Here is a 15,133-nt window from a genome sequence, read left to right on the forward strand (position 1 = left end):
ACCTCACAAAGCAAGGCGGTTGGCTTTACATCATTTCAAACCATAGTCGCCCAGGCAGCGTGATACAAGGCCGTCGTGAAATCACTTACGGTACATTCGACATGCAAATTACTAAGGCCCTCCCCAGCTTGTACTTCATCAAGTAGTACTACTGGAATATTTTTATGCGAAGCAAGGATGGTTTGAACAGCCTCTTGACTTAGGCCATCCGCAATTATGAGAATAGCAGATGGTCTTTCGCTTCTTCCCGTTGCGAGATCCCCTTGGATGGCGACGCCAAGCTCGCGCAAACGATGTTTAGCTTCCTCAAATACATAGTGGCGACCGAGAGTATCGCGCGCTCCAACAACTTGGACCCGCCCTCGGGTCGGTCCGGTCACAGGGTTGTAGTCGTGTGCTGTGCTCCTCAAGGGCAATCGCTTGGTATCCGCGTAAATTGCTACACCTGCAGATGCTCGGTATGCAGCCGTTTCAGGTTCTTGGCCTTGCTTCGCCCAGAAAAAAGCAAAAAGTGCAGAGAATACATCACCTGTACCGATCTTGAAGACGGTCGGAGATCGAAATGATGGGACGTCGAAGCTTCGCTCAAGTGCGTCGACTACGGTCGCTCCACGAATTCCTCTTTTGATAACAACAACGTTCGCCTGCTTTCGACGAATAATCTCCCCGGCCGTCTCGATAAGTGTCGCTCCTGAAGCTCTAAGATTCAGTTCTGCTTCGTTGAGTACAAGCGCCAATTGCTCGGCACTCGACCCGTTGGAAAAAAAATCTTGAATTTCCTTTGTCCCTTGAGGATCAAAGACGGCTCGCTTGGCTGAGACGATCGCATCACCCTCGATAAATCCAAAACGGAGCACCGCCTCACCTCTGACTTGGATCGGTTCGTGTTGAATAGATATTGGGGGATGAAGATGTGGAGCAGAGAGCGGATGGAAATATGCAAAAGCGATACCAGAGTCACGCCTTGTCAATGAAAGTTGGATACCGTGGTCCCTGTATGAGTCAAGGGGGAGACTGCTAGCATCTTCAAAGTAGCAATGCAGCACGACTTCATCTGAAAGCGCTGCTATTGACATTGCTGCTCGACCACCCGACCCAAACAAGGCATTCCACGCGGGTCGCAGACACACTTCTTGATAGACACCTCCTACAACATGCATGATTTTATCACATATGCAGGATGGGGACATTCTGTTTGGTGTGCTGCGCTGGAGTACATTCGCCCAACTTGCCCGCGATATCTACTCGGTGCAATCAATTGCATGCGTTCTATCAACACCTCACGTTTTAGTGGTCTCAAGATGTATCCGATTCTGCGCTGGAAGCGACATTATAATTTTTGGCACAAAGGCTGAGCAGATAGCGAAACACGGGCAATTGCATTCTCGTCCGATGAATGCTCCAGCTATCGCCAGACTGTCTGACGTCAGCGCCTATGGGTCCAAATAGGGCGATTTGATACATAAAGCCGCGCATGACGGACCTCCATGCAAATTGTTGCGAAAGATTCGCTTCCTGCCTTATTGCTTCAAAGCAAGGTTCGCGACAACACTTGCAAGGTTCTGGGGTTCAAGCCTCGATGAAATCGCATCTAACTCCAACAATCCGCGTGTCAAATACGGGTGAAATTTCTCAGTCAGCAGATTTCCTGCGCCTGCAAACAGGTCAACGTCCTCGCCGCCTCCAATTCTCTTGAGCATTACAGATATCGGCGGGGTTTCGTCACCTGCTTCCACTTGAAGGAAGCCATCATATTGTTCGACTGAAAACCCAAACCCTCTCAGCGCAAGCGCGAACGTTGCCGTTTTCATTGTTCCTACTTTTGTTGCGATGATTGAGGTTTCTTCACCCAAATTGACAAGGGACGCATCCGTAAACCCCATCTGAGCGTAGTTCAGCCGCGCCTCTTCAAGCATTTCGAGCGAATTTACGTCCATGTAGAGAGGACTGTTATCAGCTTCCAGCACATCGAACATGCGCTCGATCACCTTGTCATGAATCTCACCCGGATCGCCACCGAACACAGGTGGCACACCTGCTTTGGCCGGTTTGACCATGATAACCTTCTCACGATCATGGATCTCTTGAACCAGCCAACGGCGTCCAGAAAAGATGAGCATCATCCCAGGTGAAAGGATGTTGTCAATCGGTAGTGTCCCAAGATCTCGCCCGTTTGAGACCAGACGGAATTCCTCGGGCGTCTTGAACACCGCATAAAAGCTATAATGCTCAACCAGCCGTTCCCCGGCTTGCCCCAACAGTAACAACCCACCGTCCGTTTGCTCTATCAAGCCCGTTTCAGGATTACCAAGCGCACGCAGCACCTCAGTGAACACCGCTGTACTGACTTGGCGAAACGGTCCTTCGCGACACAGTACGCTGTATAAAATATTTGCCGGGGCCCCTCCCCGCTGCGCAATCACTGAAAGGATTTGATGGACAAGTGTAGACAGATGCAGCGCTTGCGGCTTGGGTGGTTCGCACCAGCCTTCCAGCAGAAGGTCGATCATCGCGATGGACCGGATCAACCCCAGCCTCAGACGATCCACAAAGCTGCTATCCGAGGTGAGCCTCGTTTCTACCGCATATTGTCGAAGGATTGCTGGCTGACCCTCCCGACGTCCTGAACGTCCTAATCGCTGCCGAAGGGCTGCAACGGTGAAGGGTGCGCCGATTTGGGCGACACAGGTCACATCACCGATATCGATACCCAACTCTAAAGTGGATGTGCAGACAGCCGTGGTCGGTTTGCTGTTATCTTTAAGGCGGCGTTCGACAAAATCACGGTGATCGCGTGAAAGGCTGGCATGGTGCGGATAAAACTCTTGGGGAAGATGGTCTTGCTCGCAAAGATTGCGCAGTCGGTCAGCGTAAATTTCAACACGTTGACGGGCACCGGCAAACACAAGATTGTCGCTTCCGCGTAGATGCTCGAACAAATGCGCTGCGACAGCGCCTGTGGCAGATGGGGTGTTGTCGTCTTCTCCACCGGAAAGATATCCACGCAGCTGTAGTTTCAGTTCCGCTTCTCCGCCCTCTGCTTCGATCAATATGACGTTTTCCGCATTGTCAGGCCGCAGATAAGCGCGGGCTAGGTCCATATCTCCAAGCGTCGCAGATAGTCCAATCCGGCGAATGGGCCTTTTGAGCGCCAGCTCAAGACGTGTCAGCAGGGACCGCAATTGCACCCCGCGCTCACTGTCGAGCACGGTGTGCAACTCATCTATAACCACCGCGCGGGTCGCCCCGAACAAGCGCGAAATCTCCAAGCCCCGACGGACGAACAACGCCTCAAGCGACTCTGGCGTGATCAGCAAAATCCCTTTGGGGTTTTTCATCGCGCGCGTTTTGACCGATTGCGAGACATCGCCGTGCCACGGCACCACTGGAAGTTCCGCCTCATGACAGATGCCTTCCAACCGCCCTGCCTGATCCGTGATCAGCGCCTTGAGTGGCCCGATGTACAGCACGTCGAACCCGCCGCCTTCAGCCGGTGTGTCCAGTACCTGAGAGATCAACGGAAAAAATGCAGCTTCCGTTTTACCACCGGCCGTTGATGCGGCAACGATGAGGTCGTTCTCATTTTCGCAAATAGTCCGAATTGCGCGCGCCTGAATATCGCGCAACTCACGCCACCCCTGCTGTCTGATCCACTTCTGGACGGGGCGTGCAAGTTGGTCAAAGGCGCTGCTCATCCTCAGGGCTCAGAGCTTGAAGCTTATCAGATCATCGTCACCACTTGGCTGAGCACCAGTAGTTTCCTCCACCTCGCTCATGTCCTCGCCCAGGTCTTCTGAGACGTCGATCTTTTCGATCAGGTCACTCCATTCAACACCTGGGTTTTGTTCCAGCACGGACAGCAAGTTCACAAAAGCCGTGACAGTATTGCGTGGCGTCCTGAAATAGGCCTCTCCAATCCGGTCTGAGCAATGGTTCATAAAGGCTTCCAGCGCTGTATCCGGCAAAGCCGTTTCATCGTCTTGCATCACGCGTCTGACATTGGCCAACAGAACAAACAGATCTTCCGGCGTCAGGCTTGCAAGCCGGACAACAGGCCCTGACAGATCGACCAAACCATCCCGGGCGAAGGTGTTTTCTGTCAGCCGCGATTGCAGGGCTTCGTAACTATAAAGCCCACGGCGCGTGCTCATCAAAAACTCTGGCGTGCCCCCCATCAAAAAGCCAAGGTTCTCGGCACTGCCCTGAAGCACGTCATTCAAAATCCGCAGAATCTGCTCGTAGTTCGCATTGCGTGCTTGGGACGATGTGAGCTTGAACAGGTTCACCATTTCATCAAGGCCGACAAGCAGCCCTTTGTAACCCGCCTCGCACACAAATGCCGACATCAGCTTGAGATGATCGTAAACGCTCGCATCATCGACGATCGTGCGCACGCCAAGTGCTTTGCGCGCATCCGTGCGGGTTGCAAATTCTCCCCTAAGCCAGCGCAGAGCAGCAGACTTAAGCTCGTCATCCCCGTTCTCATGGCCTTCCCAATACCGGCGAATGACCTCTGCAAATTCAAAACCGCCAGTGAGTTCTTCGAAATGGCTCAGACGCTCACGGATAATGGTGCCAGTCGGCACATCTTTTTCCTCGGCGTCTCGGTGGGCTTGGCTGACAAACCGTTCAACCACACTGGCCAATGCACCGCCGTCGGGCTTTGTGCGCGTCGACAGGTTGCGCGCCATCTCTGCGTAGAGGCCACGTGCCTGACCTCCCGTCGCGTGAATACGTCTATCAGGGGCAAGATCAGCGAACATCACCACTAGCCCTTTTTCCAAAGCCACCAAACGGATCAGGTTCATAAAGAAGGTTTTGCCTGATCCATACTCCCCGATAACGAAACGGATGGCTGAGCCGCCGTCCGCGATACGTTCCATGTCCTTCACAAGTTCTTCGATCTCGCGAACGCGTCCTACCTGAATATGACGCAGGCCCAGTTTTGGCACGACCCCCGCCCGCAAAGCCTGAACAATTGCATCGCGTTCACGTGGCTTCAATTTAGACATGACGCCCCTCCCCTTCCAATTTTTGTTTTACCGCATCCGCAATCTCCGGAGACACGTCATATCCATCATACTCGTCCAGCAAGGCTTCATCATGAGTCTCAAAGGCCCACTCGTTTACGGCCTCCAATGCACCTGACGGCATCAATCCATGCTTTCCGCAAAGCTGCTCGAATGCGTCCTCGGTCCAGTTCTCTTGGCCCACCAAATCCAACAGCAGTGCCCCATGTTTTGCATCTAGCCCAGCAAACAGCGTTACATCCTTGGAGTCCCTGCCCTCTTCTGCTTCTTCCTCGGCTTCAAATATCTGTCCAAGGACAGAAGACACCCGCGCCGTATCTGATCTAATAGCCGCGATCCGCGATGCATCCAGCACTGGCCCGGTTGCCTTTTGTAGCTCAGGAATGGCCTCTCCAGAATTGCCCGGCTGGGCCGCGCGAACAGTGCGTGGTGCATCCGCAATTTCTCCAGCGTGCAGGTCTGAATACGCAAGCGACGGATCAAGACCCAATGCCTTGTACACCTTCTCAATACTGGCGACTTCTTCGGATTGGATGACACCATCGGCGTGTGCCGCACCCACCAAGGCCGCACGCATCGCCATTTGGTCTTCCACACCAACATCTTTGAGTTTGCGGCGCAGCAGCGTCATGTCAGGCGGCACAGCAAGGAACCATACCATATTTGCCTGAAGCCGGTGGCGCTCCTGCTCACTCAGCCCCTCAACAGATGCAACTTGAGCCTCCAACGCTTTGCGTTCAGCTTCGGCGATACGCCCATCAGCATGGGCGACAAACGAGGCAAGAGCTAACTCCATCAACGCAGTCTGATAACTTGCCGAAACATCTTCCAGCTTTTCGATCTGCTCGCCGAGATCAAACAAGACCACAGGCTCTTCCGGTTTCGGGGAACGCAGTGCAAAGCGTGGATCAGGTGCCAGCCCAAATCCAAGACGCGCCAAAGCATCTGCCGCCCCTGTTAGCTGTCGCTTGCCAATTTTCGTGCTGCGCTGTCCTTCGAGCTTTTCGATCACGTCGGCCAGCGGAATAAGTCCGCCGCTCTTCATGATCCCCCTCGCCCACTCTTTCAGCGCTTCCATTTCTGTCGATGGGAACAGGGTCCACAGATCTAGTGGCAAGAGGGCATGCGCTTCGATGCTTCCGCGACCCTCGGGGTTCCGACCAAGATAGCGGCTCAGCTTATCAAGGCCGTCTATGACTTCGTCCGCGACTTCCTGCGCAATCTCGACCGGCTTTCGCAATCCGGAGATATCTGGAACGGGTTTGCCGTCGGCTGTTGGGTTGAGTGTCCCCTCGAACTCGCTTGAGGCTGCGCGATACGTTGCTTTGAGGTGTTTGCGCGGCTTGCTGACCTTTAGCCCATTGGGAAAGCGATCGTCGAACCTCATCTTGAACAACGCCAGAAACTCTTCACGACAGCGCGTAGCGGGCGTGCGTAAATGGCTCTCTGGATGGCAAATCAACCAGCTCAGGACCCAGTCTGCGCTCAGGTTTTCTCCCTTATCGAGACGCGCGCCAATCGCATACTTCAACGAAAATGGAAGCTCCCAACCCTGGCGTTCAAAGGTCGGCTCCAGCGCCTCAAACTCAGTTTCGGCAAGTGTCGCGATATCAAGAAATTCACCCAAGTATCGTTTCACCGAATGGTTTTCAGGATAAAGAGAAATCAATCTCCGAACTTCCGCGATGATATCCTTTGCATCAGCGTTGGATTGGTCGACGAAAAATCGCCGCTCTAACCCGTAAAAATACAAAAAAATGTAACCCGGATCATAGGATGGGTCAGAACGGCCACTTGCCAACCACTCAAGATAGGTAGCCCTGCTTCGTGCTGAAATATCGGAGTACCCAGGCCAGTACGACATACCCTCCCCTGCCCTATCGTCCCCTGTCCTAGCGACAGAAAGAGACGGGTCAATGAATGCTCTGCATTTGTCTTGATAGCCGTGCTGATTGAGCAATGGCGGCGTGCCGACATAAACCATTCCACCGATATCTCGTCCAGCAACGGTCGCTGTCTCTGCCGCAGATATCCAGCCACTCCTACGTGAATTCGTTTGCGTCTTTTGTCCTTTTGGCCGCGCGTTTTCATACTGCGTTGCAATGGCGGAAAGTGCTGGTGCCGCAGACTGGCCAGCACGCACAATTTCAGCGTGATCCTGTTTTGGAAATTCAGGCGGCAGTTGGGGAGATGCGGCTGGTTTCTCAGCGCTCATCGGAGGTTTGCGGACAATCTCTTTATCGGAAATGCGCGGCGCGATGTTGGGTGAATGGCTACGCTGTTTTTTATCTTCAATCGTATCCGGCTTGCTGAGCGCCTTCCGTGCCCTTCTGCGCTCTTGCAACCACACAAGCAAGATAGGCAACCCAAAGGCAAAGAGCATTTGACCGCCAACGGGCCAGCCTTGCAACACAGTCACTACGGCCACCATGCACATCAAAAAATAAATCGCGAAAAAAAATAAAACTCGAAAAAACTTTAGAATTGATGCCATTAACGAAACCCTCTTTCGGAACACACTAGATTGCGTGATTTGCGATGCAATCACTATCGCTAAAGTAGCAGCGAAAATCTCTGCGACTTTCAATAACTACGCTCTCGGTCCGCGTCACGATGAGAGCAGACCAAGGCAGGTCCTAGGATGCAAAGGCTTAAGCATTGATGTCACTCCACAGGGCGCTCACGGGGAGTGCAAAATTTCTATCACCAAAGGTGAGTTTTTCCTGACCCAAATAGAACACGATGCCGGTACATGCCCGACTACGACCGGGTCCGTCTTTTGAGAACCATTTGAGGTGTTTGAAATCATCTCCGCTGACTGATGCAGAAGCTTTGACCTCGACACAGACCAGATGGCTGCCGCCGTCGATCAGGATGTCAATCTCCCGCTGGTCCGCACTGCGCCAGTGATAGAGCCGATAGTCAGCGGCCTGCATCGGGACGGCACGCTGGATCTCGTTCAAAACGAAGCTCTCAAGCAGACCGCCGAGGGCTTGCGGATTGTTGTCGATGGTAAAGGTATCTTCAGTGAAGCGGCGCAAGGCACAGGCTATGCCTGAATCTGCGAAGTGATATTTTGGGTTCTTGATTTCCCGCTTGCCCTCACCCGATGTCCAGGCACCCAGCTTGGTGAGCATTGATAACCGTATCAGGATATCTAGATATTGTTCGACCGTAGCGCGCTGCAGCTTGGTCAGTTTGGCGAGTTCGGACGCGTTGATCTCTTGAGCCGACCGTGCCGCCATCTGGTCTATCAGGATACGCAGGGCATCTGGCTTCCGAACCGGCGTGATATCTGCCACATCGCGCTCAACGACCGCGTCGATATAGTCCCGATACTGCCGCTGACGGGATCTGAGTGGCAGCGTTCTGGTTTCAGGAAAGCCACCTTCCAGAATAAGATCAATGTAGTCACTTCGGCTGACCGGCTCTGGATCAACCACTTGCCCTAGCTTCGGGTCTTTTTGCATCGCCCAATCCATTAGGCGGCTGACAGGTGCTCTTTTGACTTCGGCGACTGACAAGGGCCAGAGCTTAAGTGTGCGCATCCTGCCCGCAAGCGAGTCAGCTACGTCAGTGGTCGTAAACACGTTGGAGGATCCGGTAAGGACAAACTGCCCTTTGCGCCGATTGGTATCCACAACCCTCTTAACTGCCAGAGCCAGCTTTTTAGACCGCTGAGCCTCATCAATGATAAGCGGTGCGCGGTCTAGGTCTTCCATCAGACTGGCGAGCTGCCCTTCTGGGTCCGATTCAATGGCGGCCAAGACTGCAGCGTCATCCAAAGTGATAAAACGGCCATTGCCAAACAAGTCTCTTACAAGTGTCGTCTTGCCGACCTGCCTCGGGCCTATGAGGTTAACCACACGTGCTGATGCGATTGCATCTTCAAGCTCTGGAACGAGGTGTCTTGGCAGGTAGTCTTCTGTATCACTCATGGATCGGAGCTTCCCTTTCGAGCTTTGTGGAAAACATACCGTGTGAGGGGTCTGGTTCCTTACCACAGATTGCATATTAGAATGTCCACCATTTGTCTACTAGAAGCTTCACCATTTGCTCATTAGGAAGCTCACCATTTGCACACTACATGAGCTTCTGCGTGTCAACTCGCCAGACCAGCATCCTGTAACCCTTCGTGATCAGGCAAGTCGCGGAGGCTTTCCATCCCGAACACCACCAAGAACTTCTGCGTCGTCACATAGGTATAGGGTGCCCCGGCCCGCGGGCTGCGCGGTCCGGGGGTGATCAACTCTTGCGCTCGCAGACGTGCGATTAGATCGCGGTTGATATCTTTGCCGAAAATATCCTTCAACCCATCGCGGGTCAGTGGCTGGTGATAGGCAATCGACGCGAGCACAGCGACTTCGAATTCATTCAAGTCGACCAGCTGGTCGCGCACATCCGCCGCCGCGCGTATCGCTCCTGCAAATCGCACCCGCGTGCGCATCATCCAGCCATCGCCAACCACGACCAGCTCATAGGGACGACCGGCCAGTTCCGCTTTGATATCCTCAATCAACAGATCAACCGATGCCCCCTGCCCCACAACGCGCGCCAGATCCGCAGCGCGCACCGGTGCCGCACTGGCAAAAATCACCGCCTCAATGCGGCCCATCCATTCCCGCCACCGCAGGTCCGGCGGCAGGTCTTCCAATTCAGTGTCTAACTCGGGCGTTTCCTTGGTCATGTTCACACCCCGTAGAGCCGGAACGTCGCGCGCCCGGTGAGTTCGCGCACAACGCCCAATTCCACCAGCCGATCACAGAGCCGCCGTGCCGCACGGTCTGTCATCGGGACCGCCGTGCCTTGTATCATCGGAGACAACATCCCCGATGGCGACACTGCATCATGGCTCAAGAACAGAGCCAACGCCTCATCCGATCCCTTGGCCCGCAGTGTCGGCGCAACGGCCCGCAACTTCGCGACGCGGCGATCCAGATCCGCAGCCTTGCGAATGGCCCCATCGCAGGCCGCAATCATTGCCAGATGCACACGAGGACCCGGATCGCCTGCCCCGTCCGCGATCGCTCGGATATCCTTGCGCGGCAGATGCGCCGCCAATAACGGCATGGGCCGATCCCACCCAACCGCGCGGGCCAGCGTGAGATCCGCCAACATCAATGCCGCCGCTTCCTCGCGGGGAAACTGTCGCAGCACGTCCGCCAGTATCCGGCTTGCCTGTGCAACCGGCGGTCCTGGAGGGGCGCCAAAATCCGGCATCGCGTCCGCCACCGCGGCAGGCAGCACCGTCCTGACACGGTCTGTCCACCCACCCGCGGCCAAGTTCACCCGCGCCAACCTGCGCCATGCCACAAACATGTCTCCAGCAGGCCCATAGGCATCCCCTGCCCGCCCCAGTCGCTCTGGCCGCACCAGTCGCACTGGCCGCGCCAAACACACCGCATCCCGGATATCGGATGCAGAGTCACTGCGACCTTCCAATCTCAGGCAGGCTACAGCCGCATCCATTGCCAACCGGTCCCGCAACAACGGCGCAGGCAATGTGCCGCCCGGGTCGCGCAGCACCACATCTAGCATCGCTAACGCAGCGCCCGATAAAAACGCAACAGTTTCAGGGGTATCGTCCTGCGGGAGGGTGATCCAGCGGGGTAGCAGCTGTATGCTCTTGGTAGCGCTCAGAGTGGGTTTAGCGGCTTGCTTCATCCCGAAAGCCTAAACCCACGCGGCGCTTTACTCCAGAAAATACTGCGCTAACCGCCCCGCCTTACAGTTCTCTCTTACGTCCAATAATGTTGCATTATCGGACATGAAAAGATATGCTGGGAAGCAGTTCAATTTCATTGCTGGATTCACTGGAAAATGACCTCAGAGGACGAGAAACCGACTTCATCAACCACTGGTGCATTTAGTATTGCTCAGGACGACGAGGGAGATCAAGAACAAAGCGATGGGATCGCCCTGCCCGCGCATGTCGCGGGCTCGGGCACCCTCGATCGTCTTGTCGACACCGCGCGCGACTACGCCAAAGCCTCCACGGCCGAAAACACCAACAAGGCTTACGCTGCCGACTGGAAACACTTTGGGCGATGGTGCCGGATCAAGGGCACCGATCCCCTGCCCCCCTCTCCCGAAATGATCGGACTCTATCTGGCGGACCTGGCTGCGCCAGTTGGCAAGGCCTCAACAACAACGGTCACGACCATCGAACGGCGTCTCTCGGGCCTCGCCTGGCACTATCAACAACGCGGCTTCAGTCTTGATCGCAAGAACCGCCACATCGCCACCGTGCTGGCCGGGATCAAGCGCAAGCACGCGCGGCCGCCGGTTCAGAAGGAAGCGATCCTGCGTGATGACATTCTCGCCATGGTGGCCACCCTGGGTTTCGACCTGCGGGACTTGCGCGACCGGGCGATTCTGCTTCTGGGCTATGCTGGCGGCCTCAGGCGCTCGGAGATCGTCGGCCTGGACGTCCACAAGGACGACACGCCCGACAGCGGCGGCTGGATCGAGATCATGGGCGACAAGAATGGAGGGGGTGCCCTGCTCACGCTAAACGCCAAGACTGGCTGGCGCGAAGTCGAGATTGGCCGTGGCTCCAGCGACCAGACCTGCCCGGTCCACGCACTGGAACAATGGCTGCACTTTGCCAGGATCGAATTTGGGCCTCTGTTCGTCCGCACGTCCCGTGATGGCACGAAGGCACTGGAGGCGCGGCTCAGTGACAAACACGTCGCCCGTTTGATCAAGCAAACAGTGCTGGATGCTGGCATCCGGTCCGACCTCCCCGAAAAAGAGCGCCTCGCCTTGTTCTCCGGCCACTCGCTGCGGGCTGGTCTTGCCAGCAGCGCGGAAGTCGACGAACGATACGTCCAGAAGCACCTCGGCCACGCGTCCGCCGAGATGACACGCCGCTACCAACGCCGCCGTGATCGGTTCCGCGTGAATCTGACCAAGGCTGCGGGGCTATAAGCCCCCTGCCCTCTTCAGTCACCAAGTAACGCCAGGATATCCCGTCGTTGATGAAGAACACGGATAACGGCGATCCCGGTCTCGACGGTCTCGAAAACAAAAATGTGGGATCCGTAGATGTGTATCCGAACGGGCGGTCTGAACTCTTTTCGCAAGCGGGCTATCTCGGGCTGTTCGCTCAAGAGATCAAATAGCTCAACCATCCCGTCGAAGTAGCGGTCGGCCTGCGCAATGCCCCAATGATCCGCGCCGTCGGTCCAGATGTCAGCAAGGTCCTGTTCAGCAAGCGGTCGAAGAACGTAGCTACGGGCCACGTGTGGAATGCATCTTCTGCTTAAACGCCGTGGGATCGAATGGCGCGGCCGGACCGCTCTCCAGCCCAGCATCAATTGCGGACTGAAGCTCCGCTATCACCATACCCCGCTCCTGATCGCGGCGGATAAGATCGCGCACGTAATCGCTTGAGTTGGCAAACCGACCACCTTCGGTCTGTTGCTCCACCCAAGATTTCATCTGCTCCGGGAGAGATACATTCATTGTCACCATGATGAGCCTCCTTATGAAAACCTATGGCAAAGATTGCCAAATATCAAGATCCTTCCACTCTCCGCAGACCGAAAGCGACGCGAAGGACATAATCTTCTCATGATCTCACGCCGCCACTCCACTCAAGCGACCGTAGAAGCTGCGCTCAAGATGCAGCTCCCCTGCCCCGGCCTTCTCAACCATACCACGCAGATATCCCCCAGGTGAGGCCACCTCGCCGGCGCAATGCTTGTCGAACACGAGCACAAGCGCCGCTGTCGCCACTTGCTTGCCCAATCGATCCTGGGCAACGTGCCAGGCGTGCTCTGAAATGCCGATCATAGGTCGGAGCTGGCCTGCGACGCGGTAAAGATCGCCCCAATCTTTCAGATATCCTCCCATATTGTGCGCCCAGGATGCGAATTCGGGACAAGCCTGCATGACTGTCTGCAGATCAAGCGCTGTTCCCCGCTTTTTGCGGGTTTCAGCCACCCAGTCTTCCAGCTCCTGATCAACACGCTCTTCCGGTGGCGCATTTGGCACCACGGCCGCCGCGTTCTCATTTTCTGAGGACTTACTAATTACAGGAATAAGTTGTTTTGTAGTTAGTATATGAGGGTCGGAAATGACCTCCATGGGGTTCATATCTTGAGTCTTTCTAGATGTCTGTTCATTCGTTGCGGAGCTGTTATCCACAACTTCATCCATCGCAGCTGCCTTGAGGAACGATGCTTCGACGCGCTCTTGAAGCTTCCTGAACCAGTCCAGAAGGCATTCAAGTGTCTCGGAGGCCTCGTGGCGACGCGGGAGCCTGCCCAGAAGGTCCTCAAACATGTCAGTGAAGACGCCCCAAGGGCCCTTCAGTGCGCCGCTGAGCGCCGCATCGATCCGGGCGCGGATCATCCGGCGTGCGATTGTGATCTGACGCTTCAGGCGCTGGCACAACGCGCGTTCAGCCTGAAGCTCGGCGTGGAGATGCTCGAATTCTTCGACACGGGCCGACATGGGTGACAGATCAAAGCCGTAAGCCTCGATGATCACGCCATCCGCGTCCCTGCGTCCCCAGCGCTTGCCATTGGAGCTATCCTGGAAGGCAATGATGCCCGCCTCTGCGAGGCGGCGTGCGTGGCGCTTGAGCGCAGAGAGCGAAAACCCCGTCTGCTCCATCAGGTAGGCGTTGGACGCCCACACGATCGGCCGCCTGCCCCCCTCCCAGTCCTGAGCTTGTGTGAAGGCCCCAAGCGTGTCGAGGAGCATCATATCGCTCGCTTTAAGCCCTATGTGTGCACCCACACGCTTTACGGCCACAAAAGCCTTTGATTTTGACACACTGACCCGTTCACCGGCTTGCGCAAGTTGCTCTGCAACCCCAAGACCCGGTGTCGGCTTGCGCCAACCTGTATGTTTCATGCCTGTATTCCACCTCCATTTTATGTGGAGGCAAAAGAAATCCGTTCACCAAATCGGTGTTGTTTTGTTGACAGCGATTCGCGAGAGAGGTATCTATCAGGTGTTCAGATTGACTAGATCAGCTCTCAGGCCGCTTGGTTTGGGGGCTTTTCTTTTGCCGTTAGTTCACTTGGTCTTCTCCTGTTTTGCCGAGAGAAATGCTTCATAGAGGCCATCAAGGTTTCCGGCGAGATAGTCGCCGAACTCCGAGGCGTCTGTTGATGTGAGTGAGACGTTGAACGCTTTGCCCGACTTTCCCACAACACCTTTGATCCGACCGCCATTTGCGGTCCACGTGCGCTTTGCCGGAGCTGCACGTCTTGTCTTCTTGCGAACCGCCCTGCCCTTTTCAGAGAGCTTACTCAGAAGTAGCTCAAAACGCGCGTCGCTTTGCAGCCCGGCAAAACTTGGCTCTGCCACCATATGCTGCACCAACTTTATGTTCGCTTGTTCGGCCATCAACTTCTTGAAGCCTTCCCAGCGATCACGTCCAATTTGCTTTGCTGGCCCGACGCCATCGATGACATCTCGTGGGATCTGCTGAGTGACAGACAACATCCGCGACAGAAGCGTTCCGTCAACGGTGAGTGCAGACATGATCACATCTTTTGGCTGCCCTATGTCTGCAAGATTTCTGGCAAAGACCGCCTTTTCAATGAACGACAGATCGGCTCGGGCCGTGTTTTCATGACCCTGAGCAAGAATATGAGCAACATCGTCCATGGGCTTAACGACTGCTCGTACCATACGCTCAAGCTCAGCCGCAGCGCGCACGCGCCTGTGGCCAAAGACCACCATGAAGCGTCCTGTAGTATTGGGATGGGGGCGCAACAACACAGGAGTGTCTTGCTGCCCTGCAGCTATCGAAGCCTTGAGTTCCTGAAAAGCTTCGTCATCCAGTCCAAGCCTGTCGCTGACAAAAGAACTGTCGATTAGGTCTGGCGATATCTCGACGATAGTCTCGCCATCCATCATGCGGCGCGCATCTTCGGCAAGGCTATCAATCGATACCTTCATGGATTTAGACGCGCCGCGCATTGCGTAATTCGTGCGACCGCCGTCCGAGGCTTTGTCCGCAGCCGGGTTCAATACGCTTTTCAAGAGGTCTTTACGCGCCACGGTGGCCCCCCCAATAAGTTGTAGCAAGGCTATTTTTGGCCCCAAATTCCAACTCTGCACGGCTGTCAAAAATACCCATC

The 15,133-nt window shown here is 55.4% G+C and carries 12 protein-coding genes; 1 reads left to right on the forward strand and 11 read right to left on the reverse strand.

The genetic code is table 11. From position 1 onward, the window contains the following. Positions 1–35 precede the first annotated feature (35 nt). The 7 genes from FGD77_RS00645 to FGD77_RS00675 form a co-directional block, all read right to left on the reverse strand. Positions 36–1,160, reverse strand: coding sequence for a carbohydrate kinase family protein (locus FGD77_RS00645; RefSeq protein WP_165802937.1), 1,125 nt, complete (start codon positions 1,158–1,160; stop codon positions 36–38). 360 nt (positions 1,161–1,520) lie between these two features. After that, entirely contained in the window at positions 1,521–3,695 is a 2,175-nt protein-coding gene (locus FGD77_RS00650; protein WP_108693236.1) for a DEAD/DEAH box helicase, read from the reverse strand. Between the two features lie 9 nt (positions 3,696–3,704). Further along, positions 3,705–5,012 carry an ATP-binding protein gene (locus tag FGD77_RS00655; protein ID WP_108693235.1) on the reverse strand — a complete coding sequence of 436 codons (1,308 nt, stop codon included), beginning with the start codon at positions 5,010–5,012 and terminating at the stop codon, positions 3,705–3,707. Beyond that, positions 5,005–7,617 carry a TerB N-terminal domain-containing protein gene (locus FGD77_RS00660; protein WP_243405173.1) on the reverse strand — a complete coding sequence of 871 codons (2,613 nt, stop codon included), beginning with the start codon at positions 7,615–7,617 and terminating at the stop codon, positions 5,005–5,007. The genes FGD77_RS00655 and FGD77_RS00660 overlap by 8 nt, the downstream gene beginning before the upstream one ends. 64 nt (positions 7,618–7,681) lie before the next feature. After that, positions 7,682–8,968 (reverse strand): ATP-binding protein, encoded by a 1,287-nt coding sequence (locus FGD77_RS00665; protein WP_108693233.1) that lies wholly within the window; start codon positions 8,966–8,968, stop codon positions 7,682–7,684. 164 nt (positions 8,969–9,132) lie between these two features. Further along, on the reverse strand, positions 9,133–9,717 hold the full coding sequence (locus tag FGD77_RS00670; protein ID WP_108693232.1) for an SMC-Scp complex subunit ScpB: 585 nt from the start codon (positions 9,715–9,717) through the stop codon (positions 9,133–9,135). Between the two features lie 2 nt (positions 9,718–9,719). After that, positions 9,720–10,694: a DUF1403 family protein gene (locus FGD77_RS00675; RefSeq protein WP_108693231.1), complete on the reverse strand. Its 975-nt coding sequence runs from the start codon at positions 10,692–10,694 to the stop codon at positions 9,720–9,722. 156 nt (positions 10,695–10,850) lie between these two features. Here FGD77_RS00675 and FGD77_RS00680 point away from each other — a divergent pair, with 156 nt between their 5' ends. After that, positions 10,851–11,960, forward strand: a complete 1,110-nt coding sequence (locus FGD77_RS00680; protein WP_108693230.1) for a tyrosine-type recombinase/integrase — start codon at positions 10,851–10,853, stop codon at positions 11,958–11,960. Between the two features lie 14 nt (positions 11,961–11,974). On the opposite strand, the gene FGD77_RS00685 is transcribed toward FGD77_RS00680, so the two are convergent. The 4 genes from FGD77_RS00685 to repB form a co-directional block, all read right to left on the reverse strand. Continuing rightward, the gene (locus tag FGD77_RS00685) at positions 11,975–12,274 is read right to left on the reverse strand and encodes a type II toxin-antitoxin system RelE/ParE family toxin (protein WP_243405172.1); all 300 of its coding nucleotides are present in this window, start codon (positions 12,272–12,274) and stop codon (positions 11,975–11,977) included. After that, the gene (locus FGD77_RS00690) at positions 12,264–12,506 is read right to left on the reverse strand and encodes a type II toxin-antitoxin system ParD family antitoxin (protein WP_108693229.1); all 243 of its coding nucleotides are present in this window, start codon (positions 12,504–12,506) and stop codon (positions 12,264–12,266) included. The genes FGD77_RS00685 and FGD77_RS00690 overlap by 11 nt, the downstream gene beginning before the upstream one ends. Before the next feature lie 105 nt (positions 12,507–12,611). Further along, on the reverse strand, positions 12,612–13,895 hold the full coding sequence (gene repC, locus FGD77_RS00695) for a plasmid replication protein RepC (RefSeq protein WP_255005518.1): 1,284 nt from the start codon (positions 13,893–13,895) through the stop codon (positions 12,612–12,614). 165 nt (positions 13,896–14,060) lie between these two features. After that, a complete protein-coding gene (gene repB, locus FGD77_RS00700; protein ID WP_255005521.1) occupies positions 14,061–15,053 on the reverse strand; it encodes a plasmid partitioning protein RepB in 993 nt (330 codons plus the stop codon). Between the last annotated feature and the right edge of the window lie 80 nt (positions 15,054–15,133).

The sequence above is a fragment of the Roseovarius sp. M141 genome (assembly GCF_024355225.1).
GTDB lineage: Bacteria > Pseudomonadota > Alphaproteobacteria > Rhodobacterales > Rhodobacteraceae > Roseovarius.